The organism is Pseudomonas sp. Pf153, assembly GCF_001269775.1.
In the GTDB taxonomy this organism is placed as follows: Bacteria; Pseudomonadota; Gammaproteobacteria; order Pseudomonadales; family Pseudomonadaceae; genus Aquipseudomonas; species Aquipseudomonas uvaldensis.
The window spans coordinates 87782-105815 of the sequence record NZ_LHVL01000006.1; the positions used below are offsets into that span (position 1 = coordinate 87782).

Here is an 18034-nt window from a genome sequence, read left to right on the forward strand (position 1 = left end):
GCGCTCTCTCATCGGGCTGTCATGGATCAGTGCGTACGGGTGACTTTGCTCAAGTGCCGGGGGTGGTCCGGATCCAGGCCTCGGGCGACGGAAAGATGGGCGGCCATCCCGTAGAAGCTCTGGATCGCCAGGATCGGATCGAGGGCCGGGTGCTCAGCGCGGGTCAGCGTCAGGTCGCGCTCGGCGATGTCATCGGGCGCCGCCAACACGACCCGTGCGCCGCGCTGGCGCATCTCGGCGGCCAGGCTCAGCACGCCAGCCTGCTCGGCGCCGCGCGGGGCGAATATCAGCAGCGAGTAGTCCTGGTCGATCAGCGCCATCGGCCCGTGGCGGACTTCGGCGCTGCTGAAGGCCTCGGCCTGGATCGCCGAGGTTTCCTTGAATTTGAGCGCCGCTTCCTGGGCGATGGCGAAGCCGGCGCCACGGCCGATGACCATCAGGCGTTGGCAGTCGCGCAGGACGTCGATGGCGGGAGACCAGTCCTGTCGGGCGGCGTCGCGCAAACCTTCGGGCAGCGCCGCGCCGGCCTCCAGCAGTTCGGCGTCGTCTTTCCACTGAGCCACCAATCGCGCACTGGCGCTGAGGGTGGCGATGAAACTCTTGGTGGCAGCGACACTGCTCTCGACGCCCGCGCACAACGGCACGCTGAATTCACAGGCCGCTTCCAGGGGCGAATCGCTGGCGTTGACCAGGGCCACGCTCAAGGCGCCGCGCTTGCGCAACAGGCGCAGGCTATTGACCAGATCCGGACTCTGCCCCGATTGGGAGAAGCCGAACGCCACCTGCCCGCTGACCTTGAGCGGTGCCTGTTGCATGGTCACCACCGACATCGGCAGCGAGGCCACTGGCAAACCCAATTGCTGCATGGTCAGGTAGGCGAAGTAGCTGGCGGCATGGTCGGAACTGCCGCGGGCGACGGTCATTGCCACCTGCGGCGGCTGGCGACGCAAGCGCCCGGCGATCTCCTGCAAGGCCGGGTCCAGTTGCTGCAACTGGCGCTCGACGGCTTCGAACGAGGCCAAGGCCTCTTCAAGCATTTTTAAGGTCAATGGCTTCTCCTTCGACCATCACATCGGTCAGGGTCAGGGAACGGTCGAGGCGAACGCAGTCGGCCCATGCGTCGGGTTGCAAGCGGCCGCGCTCGGGCAGGCCGAGATAGTCGGCGGGGAACTGCGACAGGCGCTGGGAGGCTTCGGCGAGGGGCAGACCGATCTTCACCAGGTTGCGCAGGGCCTGGTCCATGGTCAGGGTGCTGCCGGCGAGAGTGCCGTCGGCCAGTCGCACACCACCCAGACACTTGGTCACGGTGTGACAGCCCAATTTGTATTCGCCGTCGGGCATGCCGGCGGCGGCCGTCGAATCGGTGACGCAATACAGACACGGAATCGAACGCAGGGCCACGCGCATGGCGCCGGGGTGCACATGCAGCAGGTCGGGAATCAGCTCGGCATATTGCGCATGGGCCAGCGCCGCGCCGACGATGCCCGGCTCGCGGTGGTGCAGCGGACTCATGGCGTTGTACAGGTGGGTAAAGCTGGTGGCCCCGGCGGCCAGCGCGGCGACGCCTTCTTCATAACTGCCCAGGGTATGACCGATCTGCATGCGCACGCCCCGGGCGCTGAGGGCGCGGATCAAGGCATCGTGGCCGGCGATTTCCGGTGCGATGGTGATCACCCGGATCGGCGCCAGCGCCAGATACGCCTCCACCTCGGCCATCAACGCCGTGTGGGCGAAGTTCGGTTGGGCGCCCAGTTTGCCGGGATTGATGAAGGGACCTTCCAGGTGCACGCCCAGCATTCGGGCGCTGCCGTTCGGGCGCTGCTCGCAGAATTCGCCAAGGGCCTGGAGCACGCGGGTGATCTCTTCGCTGGGCGCGGTCATGGTGGTTGCCAGCAGCGAGGTCGTGCCGAAACGCACGTGGGTCCGGACAATGGTTTCGAACGCCGGAGCACCTTGCATGATGTCCATGCCGCCACCACCGTGGACGTGCAGGTCGATGAAACCGGGCAGCAGATAGGGCAGGTCGTTATCGGCTGGATCGCAGGGCAGGCCTTCGATGGACACGATTTTGCCGTGTTCATGGAGCAGGCGACCGCGAACCCAGCCGTTGGGGGTGAGGATATTCTCTTCGGACATGGAAACTCTCTGCTCGCTAGCGCCGCAGTTCTGCGACAAAGTCGTAGTAATCGTTGCGGCAATAGGTGTCGGTGACTTCGATGGGGGTGTTGTCTTCCAGGTAGCCGACCCGTGTCATCAACAACATCGCGGTACCGGGGGCGATGCCTACCAGGGCGGCGAAGTCGTCCGAGGCGTTGATCGCCTGGATGTGCTGTAAGGCGCGCACCACGGGCTTGCCGATGCCGTCGAGGAATTCGTAGAGCGAATCACCGACCGCTTGCGGCTTGGAAATGATGGAAGCGGGCAGGGTGCTCATCTCAATCGCCATGACCGTGTCGTCGGCCTTGCGCAGGCGCTTGAGCCGCGCGACCTTGTCGGTGGGCGACAGGCCCAGGCGGATCAGTTCTTCGTGGGTCGGCGGCGTGATTTCCCGTTCCAGCCATTGGGAGCCGGGCACGAAGCCTTTGAGTCGCAGCATCTCGCTGAAGCCACTCAAGCGTGACAGCGGCTGCTCCAGGCGCGGGGTGATGAAGGTGCCCGAACCCTGGTTGCGGCGGATCAGGCCCTGTTCGAACAACACTTCCAAGGCCTTGCGGGCGGTGACCCGGGAAATGCCCAGTTGCTCGCTCAAACTGCGCTCCGATGGCATCGCCTGCTCGGCCTTCCACTGGCCGGCATGGATCGCCGCTTCCAGATTGCGCGCCAATTGCAGGTACAGCGGCGTGGGTTGGGTGTCGTCGGGGCGCAGGGCCAGGATGTCGTTCATTGGGTGTGTCCGATGCGGTTATGAGTTGTTGTCGCCCGGTAAGTGGGTTGGAAGCTAATACCACTTGAATACCATGTCAACGACGCTTCTGGCGCGTGCTTGCATCGTAAAGGGAGATTTTAATATGGCCGGTCTAAAGTGGTATTAGAGGGTGGGGCTTTTAACCGCGAAAATCGCCGTCTTCGGCGGCGCCGAAAGGATGAAGTGGTATTCGCTGGCAGGAGCGGTCGAGTGCTATGGGCTTTTGAGTTTATTTTTTCAATGCCGACCAGTGGTTGCCTAAGGCAAAAAATCTGTGGGGTTGTGCAGACCATGGCTGGTACAGGCCTATCAGACGCACCGAAGTTTCCTACAAGGTTTTAGGGTTGTCCCTCGGAAGTGGGGGCTCTAGTTTTCGGAGACTGCTCCCATCCAAGCTCTGGATGGGGGCCCACATCTCCGGCGCGAACAACGCTGTCGCTTCCTCAAGCCAAGTGACAACGCTGTGCTTCAAGGAGCAACATCTGCATCTGAGGGTTTCCAACGATGGAACTGCCGGACATGATCTCTCCTCGCCTTAATACGAACACTGCGCTGGGACAGGCCTTGATTTCCATGTTCAAATCCGTTGAGGCGGAATTGATGCTTGAAAATGCACGGTCTGGAGCAGTGAAAGTTATTGTGTTTGGTGGGTGTGCAGTACACCTCTACACCAATCATCGGGTTTCCACGGACGTTGATGCCGAAATTTACGAGGCCGTTCTACCTGAGGGGTTTCATCTTCGAACGTTGCTGGCGGAAGTACCTGAGCAATTTTTCGACGAAAAGTCTGGTCGATTGATGGAGCTGAACTATGACCTTCAATACAACACCAGCTTTGGCCCCATCCACGAGGATTACTGGGCCCGAAGCCTTCCCCTTGATGAGTTTCCTGTGGAATCCCCGCTGCAGGTCCACATAGCTGCCCCCGTCGATATTGCTATTTCAAAATTAGGCAGGGCAACAGAGCAGGATATCGGGGATATCATGGCGCTTTTGAGGGCGGGCTTCATATTGACCACTGAGCTGCGTCGACTGGCATTGCAGGCAATTGATGTATATGTTGGCAACAAAGAGCCTCCAACCTCTGTCCTTACCCAAGTTCTGCAAGATTACCTGGAGACGACTGATGGCGAAGCCCATTAGTGATCAAGTCCTCTCAACTGCATTGGATACCTTGGTCAAAAGCCCGCTGAATCATGCCGACGACGCCGCGCTTGAGTGTGCAGCCAAAGCCGTCTGGTACTCCAATGCGGATGTGATAAACGCAGCCCAGGTTTTTCTGAGCCAACACAGCGATGAAGTCGAGGTTCGTCGCGCCGGTTATTTGCTCGAACGATTTACCCGTTTTTCCTGCGTAACGGATAGCCGTGTGTCGGAGGTCTTCAAGGCCCTTGAGCTGTTCTTGCGCTCAACACCCAAACACGAAATGCCTTCACAGACTGCTGTAGCACTTCGCAAGCGCCGTGATGAACTTGCCCTCTCTTGGGGGTTGAGCGAAGGTCTGGGTCTGAAGGTTCAAACGCTCATGCCTTTTCAGACCCGTCATTACGAGGCTGAGCAGCGCGCATCGCTTGTTTGAACCCACTCTCTCATTATCCAAACCGGCCGGTTTATCGTCGGATCGCCGCCAGGAGCAGGCTTGCTCCCACAAGGGACGGTGTCGATCACAAGTCCTGAGAACAGTACAAACCCACTGTGGGAGCGAGCCTGCTCGCGATAAATCGGAAGATGAACACAAAAGCACCCCTGTTGAGCACAGGACCCGTTGCGGGTTTACGGCCGGATCTCGATCATCGTCCCATCCGGCACCAGGTTCCACACCTCGCGCATGTCGACATTGCGCATGGCGATGCAGCCGTCGGTCCAGTCCAGGGTGTGGAACAGTTGTTCAGGGTTCTCCTCGGTATCCGGGGTGCCATGGATCATGATCATGCCGCCAGGCTCCACACCTTCGCGCCGGGCGCGGGCGGCGTCGCTGATGTTGGGGTAGGAAATGTGCATGGACAGGTAGAAGCGTTCGCTGGTCTTGCGCCAGTCGATCCAGTAGAAACCTTCGGGGGTGCGCTTGTCGCCTTCGATCAGCTTGGGGCCTTTCTTGGCGCCCTTGCCCAGGGAAATACGGTAGGTCTTGAGCGGCTTGCCGTCATGGATCAATTGCAATTGATGGGCTGACTTGAGCACCAACACTTTTTCGATGACCTTGCCGTCGTAGGTACCCACTGCAGAAGCCTGGGACACAGCGGTGAACGTCAAGCAAAACAACACAAGCAACCAACGCATTGAAACGATATCCCTAGAAGTGTCGCGGCTAAATTATTGTCAGGTATTGGCAGGTTGGGCCAGTGGCGGGATCGACTCGGACCGCACCGGGTAATCCTCGGCTCTTCGGTCAGCATAGAAGTATTCCAGGGTGCGGCCCACTGTGCGGAAGGCCAGTTCGTCCCAGGGAATATCTGCTTCTTCGAACAGCTTCACTTCAAGGCTTTCCGGCCCGGCAGCAAAATCTTCATCCACCAGTTCGGCGCGGAAGAATACATGCACCTGGCTGATATGCGGTACGTCAATCAGCGTATAGATGCTCAAATTGCGTACCCGGGCGCAGGCTTCCTCGGCGGTTTCGCGCACGGCGGCCTGTTCGACGGTTTCGCCGTTCTCCATGAAGCCCGCCGGCAGCGTCCAGTACCCGCGTCGCGGCTCGATGGCACGCCGGCACAGCAGGACCTTGCTGCCCCAGGTCGGTACGCAGCCGGCCACGATGTTGGGGTTCTGGTAGTGAATGGTATGGCAGGTGTCGCAAACGAAGCGCAGGCGCGAGTCGCCTTCGGGTATGCGCTGGATCACCGGGTTACCGCACTGGCTGCAGAATTTCATGCTTGGATTCCTGAATGCTGCGCCTATCTTGGCTTGCACGGGCCGGTGCGGCAAGTTGTCGTTTCGCGACACGATGCGGTGCGGGGGTTGGGCCGCTTGAATGATTGGTGCATCATGCAAGGTAGCGAACAAATCGAGAAGTCTCATGCTGGACGAGCTACTGCATCGAGTAAGCAACCATACCCCGCGTCAATTGGAGGTGGACCGACGTTTCCCTGAGGCTGCGGTGCTGGTCCCGATCACCCGCAGTGATGAGCCGGAACTGTTGCTGACCCTGCGCGCCAGCGGGCTCTCGACCCATGGCGGCGAGGTGGCGTTTCCCGGCGGTCGACGTGATCCGGAGGACCCGGACCTGATCTTTACGGCCCTGCGCGAAGCCGAAGAGGAAGTCGGCCTGCCCCCCGGCCTGGTGGAAGTGATCGGTCCCCTCAGTCCGTTGATTTCGCTCCATGGCATCAAGGTCACGCCTTATGTCGGGGTGATTCCGGACTACGTCGAGTACCAGGCCAACGATGCCGAAATCGCTGCGGTGTTCAGTGTGCCGCTGGATTTTTTCCGCAAGGATCCTCGTGAGCACACCCATCGCATCGATTACCAGGGCTGCAGTTGGTATGTCCCCAGTTATCGTTTTGGCGAATACAAGATCTGGGGTCTGACGGCGATCATGATCGTCGAACTGGTGAACCTGCTGTTCGACGCGGGCATTGACCTGCACAAACCGCCCAGAACCTTTATCAATACCTGAAGCCCGAGGATCGTCATGAAATACCGCCTGGGCGATGCCCGTGTCGAAGCCCATCCACAAAGCTGGGTCGCGCCCAACGCGACACTGGTGGGCAAGGTTCGTCTCGAAGAGGGCGCCAATGTCTGGTTCAACGCCGTGCTGCGCGGCGACAACGAATTGATCCTGATCGGCAAGAACAGCAACGTGCAGGACGGCACGGTGATGCACACTGACATGGGCTTTCCGCTGACCATCGGTACCGGCGTGACCATCGGCCACAACGCCATGCTCCATGGCTGCACGGTGGGGGATTACAGCCTTATCGGTATCAATGCGGTGATTCTCAATGGCGCGAAGATTGGCAAGAACTGCATCATCGGCGCCAATTCGCTGATCGGCGAAAACAAGGAAATTCCTGACGGTTCGCTGGTCATGGGCTCGCCCGGCAAGGTCGTGCGGGAACTGACCGACGCCCAGAAGACAATGCTCCAGGCCAGCGCGGCCCATTACGTGCACAACGCCCAGCGCTACGCCCGCGACCTGGCGGAGCAGGAAGAATGACCACCCCCGAACGCCCGGTGCCTTCGCCCTGCGTGAGCATCTGTTCGCTGGACGATGATGATATCTGTATCGGCTGCCAACGGAGCGTGGCGGAGATCACCCGCTGGAGCCGGATGAACAATGACGAGCGGCGCAGCGTGCTTGCGTTGTGCCATGAGCGGGCGAAGGCCAGTGGGATGGTGTGGACACTGCCTGCACGGTCTGGAAGTTGAAACAACCCCCTGTGGTGAGGGGATAAATCCCCGCCACTAAGGTCTGTTCAGTGACGCCCCTTCCACCGATCCAACCCCACCACTCCCAGCGCAATCACCACAAACCCCGCCAATATCCCCCCGGCATTGATGAACACCTGTCGATAACCCAGGCTCGCCACGTCGATGAACGGGTAAGGGTAGGTCGCAAGCCAATCACCGCGCAACAGTAGATAGGCGAAATACACCACGGGATAAACTACCCATAACCCGATATGTCTCAGGCGCAGGGTGCCCTTGGGTACGCACAGCCACCAATAGACGACGTACAACAACGGCACCACGTCGTGCAGCAACTCGTCGGCCACGAACTGCCAGCCGTCGGGCTGCCAGAGATGGCGCAGCAGCAGGTTGTAGGCCAGGCCGACCAGGGCGATGCTGACGGCGATACCGCTGCGCACGCTCGGCAGCAGGAACCAGCGCCGCACGACGGAGGGTCGTTCGGTCAGTTCCCAGGTCAGCACCACCGCTACCAGGATGTTGGTCAGTACCGTGAAGAAGCTGAAGGTGTTCACCAGTCCGCCCAGCAGGCTTGCGCCCAATTCCCACCGGCCCAGCAGGATCAGATACAGCTGGATGCTCAACCCCACCCAGCCCAGCAGCGCAGTCACCGACACGAAGCGCTGGCGCAGCGTGCGCTGACAACCCGGATCGAAGCCCACGACTCAGACCGGCCGTTTGGTACGCATCAACTTGATGTACAAACGCTCGACCTTCTCCCGCGCCCACGGCGTCTTGCGCAAGAACGTCAGGCTCGACTTGATGCTCGGGTCGCTTTTGAAGCAGCGGATATCGATGCGCTCGGCCAGCCCTGACCACTCGTAATGCTGGACCAGGGCATTGAGGATCTGCTCCAGCGTCACGCCGTGCAGCGGGTTGTTGTTTTGTTCGTTCATGGAGGGCCTTTGCGCGAATGAGACGGTAAAGCGGCGCACCTTAGCCGAGGTGCCCTCAAGGTGGAAGCCTAGTTGCGTCTCGACGCGCTTGCCTTGTGCCCACTGTTACCGAAAGCGAAACGATCCATGTCAACAAAAGCGCTTTCTCTATGTGTAACAGAACATTATCCTTGCGCGGCTTACTGAAACGTTTCTTGTTGCGTGACAGAGCCTTTTCGCTGTTCTCGATGTTCTACTTCCAATCTTGAAAGACAGCGCTGTCTCTGTATCTGCCGCGAACAACTTTTGCTGTGGGAGCGGGCTTGCTCGCGAAAGCGATTTCATACTCAGCCTCATTAGTCGAATGATCCACCGCTTTCGCGAGCAAGCCCGCTCCCACAGGGGATTCGTAACATCCGGACACTTTTAACTGAACCATGCCCCCAAAGGATCGTCATCTACAGTGACACTTTGCGCGGGACTCTTTAAAACCTCACGGAGATCACACTATGAGCACTGAGGGTGCTTTGAGTCGAAGCCGTCTGCTACCGAGCCTGCTCGGCATGCTGCTTCTATTGATGGGCCTGGCCCTGTTGGCGGGCGGGGTCAAGCTGAGCACGCTTGGCGGCTCGTGGTATTACCTGCTGGCGGGTATCGGCCTGGTCTTGACCGGCGTACTGCTGTTCATGGCCCATCGTGCTGCCCTGGGCTTGTACGCACTGGTGCTGTTCGCCAGCACCGTGTGGGCGTTGTGGGAAGTGGGCCTGGACTGGTGGCAACTGGTACCGCGCCTGGCGATGTTGTTTGCCTTGGGCATTGTCCTGCTGCTGCCGTGGTTTCGGCGCCCGTTGCTGACGACCGACGCCTCGCCGATGGGCACCCGCGCATTGGGCGCCTCCGTGGTCATCGCCGGTGTTGTCGCACTGGCCAGCCAGTTCACCAATCCCGGTGAAATCAAGGGCCAACTGGACCGGGACAGCGTACCGGGCATGACCAACACCGCACCGGCCATGCCCGACGGCGACTGGAATTCCTACGGCCGTAGCGCTCATGGCGATCGTTACTCGCCGTTGGCACAGATCACCCCGCAGAATGTCAGTAAGCTGGAGCAGGCCTGGAGCTATCGCACCGGCGACCTGCCAGGGCCGGGTGACCCGGGTGAGACCACCGCGGAAAATACCCCGCTGAAAGTCAACGGCATGCTTTACGTGTGCACGCCCCACAGTCAGGTCATCGCGCTGGAACCGGAAACCGGCAAGGAAATCTGGCGTTTCGATCCGAAGCTTTCCACGCAAAAAGCGGAAAACTTCAAGGGTTGGGCCCACATGACCTGCCGTGGCGTGACCTACCACGACGACGCGGTATACGCCTCGGCCGAGCAGAGCCCGACCGGTACTGCCAGCAATACACCGGCCAGCACCGTTTGCCCTCGGCGGATTTTCCTGCCGACCGCCGACACCCGCTTGATCGCTCTGAACGCCGATACCGGCAAGATGTGTGAAGACTTCGGTGACAAGGGTCAGGTTGACCTGACCGCCAACATCGGTGGCTTCACGGCCGGCGGTTACTACTCCACTTCGCCACCGGCGGTCACCCAGAACCTGGTGGTGATCGGCGGCCACGTCACGGATAACGTCTCCACCGACGAGCCCAGCGGCGTGATCCGCGCCTACGACGTGCACACCGGCAAGCTGGTGTGGAACTGGGACAGCGGTAACCCGGACGAGACCACGCCGATTGCCGAAGGCCAGACCTACACCCGCAACTCGCCGAACATGTGGTCCATGTTCAGCGTCGACGAAAAACTTGGCATGCTTTACCTGCCGATGGGCAACCAGACCCCCGACCAGTTCGGTGGCATGCGTACGCCTGAGTCGGAAAAATACGCCGCCGGCCTGACGGCGCTGGACATCGCCACCGGCAAGGTGCGCTGGTACTTCCAGTTCACCCACCACGACCTGTGGGACATGGATGTCGGCGGTCAACCGACTCTGATGGACCTGAAGACCGCCGACGGCGTGAAGCCGGCCGTACTGGCGTCGACCAAGCAGGGCAGCATCTACGTGCTCGACCGCAGCAACGGCCAGCCGATTGTCCCGATCAAGGAAATCCCGGTGCCGCAAGGTGCGGTGGAAGGCGACTACACTTCGCCGACCCAACCGATGTCCGACCTGAACTTTGTGCCGCCGGTCCTCAAGGAACGCGACATGTGGGGCGTGACCCCGTTCGACCAGATGCTCTGCCGGATAGAGTTCAAGTCGCTGCGATACGAGGGCATGTTCACACCGCCGTCGCTGCAAGGCTCGATCGTTTATCCAGGCAACTTCGGCGTGTTTGACTGGGGCGGTATCTCGGTCGATCCGGTGCGCCAGATCGCGTTCGTCAACCCGAGCTACATGGCGTTCAAGTCCAAACTGGTACCGGCGGCGGAAGTGGCTGGTGGTCCGGGGCGCAAGAGCGAAACCGAAGGCGTGCAGCCGAACAAAGGCGCGCCGTACGGCGTGATCCTCGAAGCTCTGCTGTCGCCTATGGGCCTGCCGTGCCAGGCACCGGCCTGGGGTTACGTGGCGGCGGTGGACCTGACCAACAACAAGACCCTGTGGAAACACAAGAACGGCACCGTGCGTGACAGCTCGCCGGTACCGATTCCGCTGAGCATGGGCGTACCGAGCCTGGGCGGCACGTTCACCACCGCCAGTGGCCTGGCGTTCCTCAGTGGTACCCTCGACCAGTACCTGCGTGCCTACGACGTGAAGAACGGCAAGCAATTGTGGGAAGGCCGCCTGCCGGCCGGTGCCCAGACCACGCCGATGACCTACACCGGCAAGGACGGAAAGCAGTACGTGCTGGTCGTCGCCGGCGGCCACGGTTCGCTGGGTACGAAGCAGGGTGACTATGTGATTGCCTACAAACTGCCGGACTAAGCGACACCGGCGTTCATGAAAAAGGCGACACCTTTGCGGGTGTCGCCTTTTTTTGAGCTTGTCTCTGTGGCAAGAAATCCCCTCGCCACAAGGTTTATTGCAGCCTTACAACTCGACCGTGATCGCCCGGGAGGCGCGGGTTGCCTTGGCGCGGGCCGCTTCGATGGATTCGTCACGGGCCAGGGCCACGCCCAGGCGGCGCTGGCCGTTGACTTCCGGCTTGCCGAACAGGCGCAGGGCAGTGTCCGGTTCGCTCAGGGCGGCGCCGAGGTTGGCGAAAGCGGTCTGGGTCGACTGGCCTTCCACCAGCAGCACCGCCGAAGCCGACGGGCCGAACTGACGGATCAGCGGAATCGGCAGGCCGAGGATGGCGCGGGCGTGCAACGCGAATTGCGACAGGTCTTGCGAGATCAGCGTCACCAGGCCAGTGTCATGCGGGCGTGGCGAGACTTCACTGAACCACACCTGATCGCCCTTGATGAACAGCTCGACACCAAACAGACCGCGACCGCCCAGGGCCTCGGTCACTGCCTTGGCGACGCGCTCGGATTCGGCCAGGGCCACCGGGCTCATGGCCTGGGGCTGCCAGGATTCCTGGTAGTCGCCTTTTTCCTGGCGATGGCCGACCGGCGCGCAGAAGGTAGTGCCGCCGACATGGCGCACGGTGAGCAAGGTGATTTCGTAATCAAAGTCGATGAAGCCTTCGATGATGACCCGACCCTTGCCGGCACGACCGCCTTCCTGGGCGTAGTCCCAGGCTTTCTGCACGTCGTCGGCGCTGCGCAGCAGGCTCTGTCCCTTGCCCGACGAACTCATGACCGGCTTGACCACACACGGGAAACCCAGGGTGTGCACAGCCTTGCGGTAATCTTCCACGGTGTCGGCGAAGAAGTACGGCGAGGTCGGTAGACCCAGTTCTTCGGCGGCCAGGCGACGGATGCCTTCACGGTTCATGGTCAGTTGCGCGGCACGGGCGGTGGGGATCACGGTGAAGCCTTCGGCCTCCAGTTCCACCAATGTCGCGGTGGCGATGGCTTCGATTTCCGGCACGATGAAGTGAGGCTTCTCGGCTTCGATCACGGCACGCAGCGCCGCGCCGTCGAGCATGTTGATCACATGGCTGCGATGGGCCACTTGCATGGCCGGCGCGTTGGCGTAGCGATCCACGGCAATCACCTCGACGCCCAGGCGCTGCAGTTCGATTACCACTTCCTTGCCCAGCTCACCGCTGCCACACAGCAATACGCGGGTCGCGGTGGGCGACAATGGAGTTCCGATACGGGTCATCTGAAGGTCCTCAAACAGGAGCGGATCATCGAGGGTTGCGCGCCGGGCGAGCTTCCCGTGGAGAGAAAACGCGGCATTTTACATGAACCGCGGGGTTTGGCTTCAATTGGCCATGACTTGTCGACGCAAGCGCCAGGCCATGATCAGCCAGACAGCCGTAACCCCGGCGAATTTCGAGGCCAGGGCGGTGATCACCACGCCAGGCGTCAGGGCGTCGATCAGGCCGAAGAAAATAAAGGTGTCCAGGGGAATGCTCAGGGCCGAGCTGATCCAGAGCCGGTCATGCAGTGGGCGCCTGGTGATGGTGAAAACCAGCCAATCGATGCACTCGGACACCGCAAACGCTGTGGCGCTGGCCAGGGCGATGGTCGGATCCGAAGTCACGTAGGACAACACCAGCGCCGCCAGCATCGCCACAATGGCGCCATGGCCAAAGCGGGTCTGGACCATGTCCCGCAGGATAAACACCAGCCCGCCCCAGGCCGACCAGATGATGTCCAGGTGTGGCGCGGCGGAAAAGGCGTAGTTGATCAGCACGACGCTGCTGATGTAGGCGAGCAGGAAAAGCATGGAGTCAGTCCTCGTCGCTGTCATCCGCCTTCCAATAACCCACGGCCTTGACGAAGTCCGGGTCCAGCCGTTTTTCATCCAGCAACACCCGGCGGATCTGCCGCGACACTTTGCTTTCGGTGGCGACCCAGGCGTACAGCTTGCCGTCGGGCATGTCCAGATGTTGCACGGTGGTCAGCAGGCTGTCATGGCGGCCCTCGCGTAGCACCCAGATCACATGCACCTGCGCCGGGCTGTGGAGTAATTGCTGTTCGGCGCCGTTTTCCACTTCTACCACCACCAGTGCGCGCCGGTTCGGCGACAGGCCTTCGAGCCGCCGGGCGATGGCGGGCAGGGCGGTTTCATCGCCGATGAGCAGGTAGTTCTCGAAAATGTCCGGCACGATCATCGAGCCCCGTGGCCCGCCGATATCCAGGTATTGGCCGGGTGTCGCCTGGGCCGCCCAGGTCGCGGCCGGGCCGTCGCCGTGGAGCACGAAGTCGAGGTCCAGTTCCAGGGCGTCCGGATCGTAACGGCGCGGGGTGTAGTCGCGCATGGGGGGCAGCGGGCCTTGGGCCTTTCCGGCGCTGGGGTCGTAGGTTGCCAGGGCTGCTCGTTCCTCGGCGTTCTGTGGGAAGAACACCTTCACATGATCATCCGTGCCCAGGCTGACGAACCCGGCCAGTTCCGGCCCGCCGACCGTGATACGGCGCATGCGTGAGGTCAGATCCACCACCCGCAATACTTGCAGGTGCCGACGCTTGATCTCGTGGCTGACACGGTGAATGGTGTTTGGATCGATGTCTGTCATTGGCTAGGTTCCGCAAGGGGTAGACGGTCGTGGCCGTCGATAATGGCTTTGGCGGTGTCGTTGAGCAGGTCACGCACCCGCATGATTTCTTCCGGGCTCCAGCGGCCATGGTGCTTGCGCAGCGCATGACGCAAGTTATACACCGCTTCGTGAATCTCCGGGGGCCGGTCATGGCCGCGCAACGTGCGCTTGCTCACCTCGATACGCACCCGCACGGCTTCCAGCGCGCTCGCCTGCTCTTCAAGCAATAGACGTCCGGCGTCAGTGACGCTGTAGCTTTTTTTTCCGCCCTCGGTGCCGCCATGGATCATCGCGCGCCCTTCAAGGAACGTCAGGGTCGGGTAGATCACGCCGGGGCTGGGACTGTAGGCGCCATCGAACATGTTTTCGATGCGGCGGATCAAGTCATAGCCGTGGCAGGGCTGTTCGGCGATCAATGCCAAAACCAGCAGCTTCAGCTCACCGGAAGCAAAGATCCGGGGCCCCCGGTTGCCACGCTCACGAACGGGTGCAAGTTGTTCGAAGCGGTCTTGTCCACGTTCGGCCTGAAAATAAGAGTCTGTCATATGCCTGTTCTCCGTGCTGCATAAGATAGAGTTCAGATATATCTTTTATCCTGAGATATATCTTCGAGCTTGGCGATGTCCTGAAACTAAGATATATCTAATGGCGTCGCGCGATAGTTATCCTGCACACGACCTTACCCCAATAGTTGAAGTAGGCGGATAACGCTATTTTGCGTCGGTTTTGCTTGACATGTGGCAATGGCGCGGCGCGACTGCAAGTGTGGGTTGTTTCTGACATCCAAACTTGTTTTTTATATGGATCCGAGTATTTTTCGCTCTTTCGTGTGCTGGTTTTACTACACGATTGTGCGAATTTGCCTGCTTTTTTTTAATTGAAGAGAGCCGATCATGCCCGGCGTTGGAGGTGTCGCAAAAGTTAATGTCGGGCGGCAACTCCAATCCTTCTCTTTATGCCAAGAACAGGTGTTAACAACATGCTCAAACAATTCGTATCCGGTACTGCTGTGGTTGCTGCTGCGCTGGGTTCTTCGGCGGCGTTCGCCCTCGATGACGCTCGCTCCTCGATCCACATCACGGCGAACATCCCGACCCAGCAATTCCATGTGATGCCACGTGATCCGAACTTCGGTAAAGATGAAATCATGAGCTACAACACGGTCAGCGGCACGCTGACCTCGTTGCGCCAGACCTTTGACGTGAAGAACACCGACGGTTCGGTCCATGCCTACATCGAAGGTGGCCCTGCGGCACTGTACAACGGGCGCGATGCTATCGCCCTGACCACCAGCTTCAACGGCGTAACCCTCACCGCGCTTTCCCAGGAAGTGGTGGATGACGCGACGTCCACTCCAGGGACACAGGCTGACATGACCATCGTCCCGGCCAAGCCTTTGGATACCCAGAACGGTCTGTACACCGCCGACATGACCGTGATTTTCGACGCCGTGCCGCGCGTTACCCCGTGATGTCGTTCGATGCCCCGTGAGCTTCACCTCTTTGGGCATTCGCAAGTCGCCTGGCGATCCCGAGCCGGGCGGCTTGCACCCGAAACACCCTGATCATTCGTTGATTATGAGAATCCGTTGATGTTTCCGATGACACCCATCGCGGGTGCCCTCGCGCTATTGCTGTGCGCGAGTGCATTGGCTGCGCCGACTGCCCCGGGTACGACGCCCAGAAGCCTGCTCGCCCAGGCCAAGGGACTACCGGCCGAGTTTGAATCGCACTTTTTCGATGTGCCTCTGGCGGTTCGTGTCGAACTCAATCAACAGTATCTCGGTGAGGCCATGGTGGTCTTGTCCCGGGATGATCGCATTACCCTGCTCGAATTCAACGACACGCAGGACAGCACGGTAAAAGCTGTCCTGCGCGAGCAATGGGAACAGCTTCTCAAGCAAGGCCAAAGGTTGGGGGCTTGTGAAGGCAACTGCCCGGCCGGGTTGTTGGCTGTGCATTACAGCCTGGAGAACTCATTGGTGTCGATCCTGACCAGGGACGTGGAGCGCGCCAACGAAACCAAGCGTTATCACGATCAGCCAGAAGGCGGCAGTCTCGGCTTGATTCTCAACAACCAACTGAATATCAATGGTGGCCAGGAGCAGGACACGGGCGGACGCTATGGCCTCAACGCCAGTTCCAGCGTCGGCAACTGGAGCCAGTCAATGGATCTCCAGCTTTCGCGTCTTGGTGGCCCGGACGACAAGGTGTACCACGCCGTCCACGAGCTTTACACCCAACGGGAAATGGAAGGAAGTTTTTTTCGCCTGGGTTATTTCACGCCCAGTTCCGATGGCTTGAACCGTCAGATCCGTTCGTTCGGTGCCAACCCGGACACGGCGCTTGGGGTGATGTACGGCAGTTCCGACAGCTTGGTGGTCGAAAATCCCAAGCCCAGCGTCTACCCCATTTATGTCACCGCCAGCCGCCAGGCTTCGGTGGAAATTTATCGCAGCGGTCTATTGATCAATACCCAGGCAGTCAGCGCCGGCTTGCAGAGCCTGGACACCCGGCCCTTGCCCGGCGGTATCTATGAAGTGGAAGTGCGGTTGATCGAGGATGGGCAAACCACCGCCACCAGCCAGGAGCTGGTCTACAAACCCAATAACTGGAGCAATTCAGAGGACCGCTGGCGCTACAACCTGTTCGCCGGGCGCGAAACCAGGCTGTGGAGCAACTGGGAAGACCAGCCCTCGGGCTTCACCACCGCGGGGGTGGGCCTCAACTACCTGTTGCATCCCCGGGTGATCCTGGGTGCCTCCACGCGTCAAGTGCAGGACAAACTGCAAGTGGGCACCTCGGTGGATTGGTCGCTGGGCAGCAACACCAGCCTGTACGCCAACATCTATGAGACGCAGCAGTATGGCACCGGCATGGATATGCAAGGCCTGTACAGTTATGGTCAGGGTAGCATCGTGGCGAGCCACAACCGCAGCTGGCTGGACACCCGTAATACCTATGAAACCCTGCCCGATGGCACTCGCATCCGCCAACGCAACGTGTTTGTCGGCCAGACCAGCAATTCCTCGCTGTCGGTCAACCATCGTTTGAGCAACAAGACCTCTATCAATGGACGCCTGGCCTACAGTGAAGGCAATGTCCAGGGCACCGGACTGGACCTGGGCTGGACCCAGCGCGGCAAGCTGCGCGGCAGCGATGCCAACTGGCGGGTATCGGTGTTCGACCGCCCTGGTACCTCGAGTACCGCCGACCGACGCAATCGCGGCGTCGACCTGAGCGTCAGTGTCGCGTTGGGTGGGCCGGGCGAGTACTGGTCCGGCAGCGTCGGCACCCGCACATCACGGGAAGGGGACCGCGACCACAATGCCTCGCTGACCTACCGCCGGGACCTGCAGGATCACGTCTTGCAAAGCGTCTCCGCCACGGCGTTGGCCGACACCTATGGCATGGGCCTGTCCGGTATCGCCAGCTTCATGACCGATTCGCTTTATGGCGACGGTTTCGTCCAGCGCTCCTCCTATAACGACAACCTGACCGGCGGCTTGAACCTGAGCAGCACCGTGGCCTTGGGCGGTCAGAAAACCGCCTTCACCGGGCTGCCCCAAGGGCGCGGCGCGGGCATGATCGTCGACGTGGAAACCGATCTGGATGACGTCGCCCTGCGTGCCGACGATTTGACCGGTGGCAGTACTGTCTTGCGTCCGGGCCGCAACTTCATCCCCATCACGGCCTACAAGAACAGCATGGTGACCTTCGACTTCGACGGCGTGCACCCGCCGGCGGCGAACATCGAGCCTGCGCGGACCCGCTATCACCTGAACAAAGGAGGGGTGGACTACCGCAAGGTCCAGGTGATGAGAACCGTGACGGTGCTCGGTCGCCTGGTGGACGAACACGGCCAGCCGCTTCGGGGCCATCACGTGATCAACCACGCCAGTCGCGGCGTTAGTGAAGCGGATGGGTTCTTCTCCATGGAAATGAATGCCAGCTCACCGACCCTGGAAGTGCGCTACGGCAGCGAACTGTTTTGCCGGTTCCGCCTCGACCCGGACAACGCCGACCGCGAAGGCGATGTGTTGATGATCGGTGACTTGCGCTGTACGCCGGATACCCTGGCCGATACTTCGACTGTCGCGGCTGCCCCGAGCAAGCAGCGCTCATGAACAGTGGGAGCAAGGCGTATTCGCGATGGATAACGCAACTCACGCCACGAGCGAGGCGCCTGCATCGCGGGCAGTCCTTGCTCCCATAGACGATTGCTCATCGCATGTTTGTAGTGATTGGTTTTGAGG

At 60.6% G+C, this 18034-nt stretch carries 19 protein-coding genes; 8 read left to right on the forward strand and 11 right to left on the reverse strand.

Translation table 11 applies throughout. From position 1 onward, the window contains the following. Positions 1–26 precede the first annotated feature (26 nt). From AD666_RS01295 to AD666_RS01305, 3 genes are read right to left on the reverse strand one after another with little or no spacing between them, the layout of a single operon-like run. Positions 27–1049 (reverse strand): SIS domain-containing protein, encoded by a 1023-nt coding sequence (locus tag AD666_RS01295; protein WP_156315902.1) that lies wholly within the window; start codon positions 1047–1049, stop codon positions 27–29. Further along, on the reverse strand, positions 1030–2136 hold the full coding sequence (gene nagA / locus AD666_RS01300; RefSeq protein ID WP_053146767.1) for an N-acetylglucosamine-6-phosphate deacetylase: 1107 nt from the start codon (positions 2134–2136) through the stop codon (positions 1030–1032). Before nagA ends, AD666_RS01295 begins: the two co-directional genes overlap by 20 nt. Positions 2137–2152: 16 nt before the next feature. Further along, on the reverse strand, positions 2153–2884 hold the full coding sequence (locus tag AD666_RS01305; protein ID WP_053146768.1) for a GntR family transcriptional regulator: 732 nt from the start codon (positions 2882–2884) through the stop codon (positions 2153–2155). 525 nt (positions 2885–3409) lie between these two features. Here AD666_RS01305 and AD666_RS01310 point away from each other — a divergent pair. Continuing rightward, positions 3410–4048, forward strand: coding sequence for a DUF6036 family nucleotidyltransferase (locus tag AD666_RS01310; protein WP_053146770.1), 639 nt, complete (start codon positions 3410–3412; stop codon positions 4046–4048). Then, positions 4032–4484 (forward strand): hypothetical protein, encoded by a 453-nt coding sequence (locus AD666_RS01315; RefSeq protein WP_053146772.1) that lies wholly within the window; start codon positions 4032–4034, stop codon positions 4482–4484. The genes AD666_RS01310 and AD666_RS01315 overlap by 17 nt, the downstream gene beginning before the upstream one ends. A 194-nt stretch (positions 4485–4678) precedes the next feature. Here AD666_RS01315 and AD666_RS01320 read toward each other — a convergent pair whose 3' ends face one another. After that, complete coding sequence (locus AD666_RS01320; protein WP_053146774.1) at positions 4679–5185, reverse strand: murein L,D-transpeptidase family protein; 507 nt, start codon at positions 5183–5185, stop codon at positions 4679–4681. A gap of 39 nt (positions 5186–5224) precedes the next feature. Next, positions 5225–5776 carry an NUDIX hydrolase gene (locus AD666_RS01325; protein WP_053146776.1) on the reverse strand — a complete coding sequence of 184 codons (552 nt, stop codon included), beginning with the start codon at positions 5774–5776 and terminating at the stop codon, positions 5225–5227. Positions 5777–5921: 145 nt separating this feature from the next. On the opposite strand from AD666_RS01325, the gene AD666_RS01330 reads away from it, so the two are divergent. Genes AD666_RS01330 through AD666_RS25735 form a run of 3 tightly spaced genes read left to right on the forward strand, consistent with a single transcriptional unit; the run spans position 5922 to position 7273 of the window. Next, on the forward strand, positions 5922–6521 hold the full coding sequence (locus tag AD666_RS01330) for a CoA pyrophosphatase (RefSeq protein ID WP_053146778.1): 600 nt from the start codon (positions 5922–5924) through the stop codon (positions 6519–6521). Positions 6522–6536: 15 nt separating this feature from the next. Further along, complete coding sequence (locus AD666_RS01335) at positions 6537–7061, forward strand: gamma carbonic anhydrase family protein (RefSeq protein WP_053146779.1); 525 nt, start codon at positions 6537–6539, stop codon at positions 7059–7061. After that, on the forward strand, positions 7058–7273 hold the full coding sequence (locus AD666_RS25735; protein ID WP_082339628.1) for a DUF1289 domain-containing protein: 216 nt from the start codon (positions 7058–7060) through the stop codon (positions 7271–7273). The genes AD666_RS01335 and AD666_RS25735 overlap by 4 nt, the downstream gene beginning before the upstream one ends. Before the next feature lie 47 nt (positions 7274–7320). Here the strand turns inward: AD666_RS25735 and AD666_RS01340 are convergent, their stop codons facing one another. Both AD666_RS01340 and AD666_RS01345 read right to left on the reverse strand, forming a co-directional pair. Then, positions 7321–7974 carry a Pr6Pr family membrane protein gene (locus AD666_RS01340; RefSeq protein WP_053146781.1) on the reverse strand — a complete coding sequence of 218 codons (654 nt, stop codon included), beginning with the start codon at positions 7972–7974 and terminating at the stop codon, positions 7321–7323. Positions 7975–7977: 3 nt separating this feature from the next. After that, positions 7978–8208 carry a VF530 family DNA-binding protein gene (locus tag AD666_RS01345; protein WP_053146783.1) on the reverse strand — a complete coding sequence of 77 codons (231 nt, stop codon included), beginning with the start codon at positions 8206–8208 and terminating at the stop codon, positions 7978–7980. Positions 8209–8696: 488 nt separating this feature from the next. Here AD666_RS01345 and AD666_RS01350 point away from each other — a divergent pair, with 488 nt between their 5' ends. Next, complete coding sequence (locus AD666_RS01350; RefSeq protein ID WP_053146785.1) at positions 8697–11111, forward strand: glucose/quinate/shikimate family membrane-bound PQQ-dependent dehydrogenase; 2415 nt, start codon at positions 8697–8699, stop codon at positions 11109–11111. A gap of 105 nt (positions 11112–11216) precedes the next feature. Here the strand turns inward: AD666_RS01350 and purT are convergent, their stop codons facing one another. The 4 genes from purT to AD666_RS01370 form a co-directional block, all read right to left on the reverse strand. Next, positions 11217–12398: a formate-dependent phosphoribosylglycinamide formyltransferase gene (gene purT / locus AD666_RS01355; protein WP_053146787.1), complete on the reverse strand. Its 1182-nt coding sequence runs from the start codon at positions 12396–12398 to the stop codon at positions 11217–11219. A 102-nt stretch (positions 12399–12500) separates the two neighbouring features. Next, a complete protein-coding gene (locus AD666_RS01360) occupies positions 12501–12968 on the reverse strand; it encodes a preQ0 transporter (protein ID WP_053146790.1) in 468 nt (155 codons plus the stop codon). Between the two features lie 4 nt (positions 12969–12972). Beyond that, positions 12973–13758 carry a siderophore-interacting protein gene (locus AD666_RS01365; RefSeq protein ID WP_053146792.1) on the reverse strand — a complete coding sequence of 262 codons (786 nt, stop codon included), beginning with the start codon at positions 13756–13758 and terminating at the stop codon, positions 12973–12975. Then, positions 13755–14324, reverse strand: a complete 570-nt coding sequence (locus tag AD666_RS01370) for a PadR family transcriptional regulator (RefSeq protein ID WP_053146794.1) — start codon at positions 14322–14324, stop codon at positions 13755–13757. Before AD666_RS01370 ends, AD666_RS01365 begins: the two co-directional genes overlap by 4 nt. A gap of 434 nt (positions 14325–14758) precedes the next feature. On the opposite strand from AD666_RS01370, the gene AD666_RS01375 reads away from it, so the two are divergent. Both AD666_RS01375 and AD666_RS01380 read left to right on the forward strand, forming a co-directional pair. Further along, positions 14759–15250, forward strand: coding sequence for a CS1 type fimbrial major subunit (locus tag AD666_RS01375; protein WP_053146797.1), 492 nt, complete (start codon positions 14759–14761; stop codon positions 15248–15250). Positions 15251–15370: 120 nt separating this feature from the next. Next, positions 15371–17905 (forward strand): CS1-pili formation C-terminal domain-containing protein, encoded by a 2535-nt coding sequence (locus AD666_RS01380; RefSeq protein WP_053146799.1) that lies wholly within the window; start codon positions 15371–15373, stop codon positions 17903–17905. Positions 17906–18034 lie beyond the last annotated feature (129 nt).

Coding starts and splice junctions, on each gene's coding strand:
- AD666_RS01365 (WP_053146792.1), bottom strand. CDS start 13,758: ATGACAGACATCGATCCAAACACCATTCACCGTGTCAGCCACGAGATC.
- AD666_RS01380 (WP_053146799.1), top strand. CDS start 15,371: ATGTTTCCGATGACACCCATCGCGGGTGCCCTCGCGCTATTGCTGTGC.
- AD666_RS01360 (WP_053146790.1), bottom strand. CDS start 12,968: ATGCTTTTCCTGCTCGCCTACATCAGCAGCGTCGTGCTGATCAACTAC.
- AD666_RS01345 (WP_053146783.1), bottom strand. CDS start 8,208: ATGAACGAACAAAACAACAACCCGCTGCACGGCGTGACGCTGGAGCAG.
- nagA (WP_053146767.1), bottom strand. CDS start 2,136: ATGTCCGAAGAGAATATCCTCACCCCCAACGGCTGGGTTCGCGGTCGC.
- AD666_RS01335 (WP_053146779.1), top strand. CDS start 6,537: ATGAAATACCGCCTGGGCGATGCCCGTGTCGAAGCCCATCCACAAAGC.
- AD666_RS01320 (WP_053146774.1), bottom strand. CDS start 5,185: ATGCGTTGGTTGCTTGTGTTGTTTTGCTTGACGTTCACCGCTGTGTCC.
- AD666_RS01375 (WP_053146797.1), top strand. CDS start 14,759: ATGCTCAAACAATTCGTATCCGGTACTGCTGTGGTTGCTGCTGCGCTG.
- AD666_RS01325 (WP_053146776.1), bottom strand. CDS start 5,776: ATGAAATTCTGCAGCCAGTGCGGTAACCCGGTGATCCAGCGCATACCC.
- AD666_RS25735 (WP_082339628.1), top strand. CDS start 7,058: ATGACCACCCCCGAACGCCCGGTGCCTTCGCCCTGCGTGAGCATCTGT.
- AD666_RS01330 (WP_053146778.1), top strand. CDS start 5,922: ATGCTGGACGAGCTACTGCATCGAGTAAGCAACCATACCCCGCGTCAA.
- purT (WP_053146787.1), bottom strand. CDS start 12,398: ATGACCCGTATCGGAACTCCATTGTCGCCCACCGCGACCCGCGTATTG.
- AD666_RS01350 (WP_053146785.1), top strand. CDS start 8,697: ATGAGCACTGAGGGTGCTTTGAGTCGAAGCCGTCTGCTACCGAGCCTG.
- AD666_RS01370 (WP_053146794.1), bottom strand. CDS start 14,324: ATGACAGACTCTTATTTTCAGGCCGAACGTGGACAAGACCGCTTCGAA.
- AD666_RS01315 (WP_053146772.1), top strand. CDS start 4,032: ATGGCGAAGCCCATTAGTGATCAAGTCCTCTCAACTGCATTGGATACC.
- AD666_RS01305 (WP_053146768.1), bottom strand. CDS start 2,884: ATGAACGACATCCTGGCCCTGCGCCCCGACGACACCCAACCCACGCCG.
- AD666_RS01310 (WP_053146770.1), top strand. CDS start 3,410: ATGGAACTGCCGGACATGATCTCTCCTCGCCTTAATACGAACACTGCG.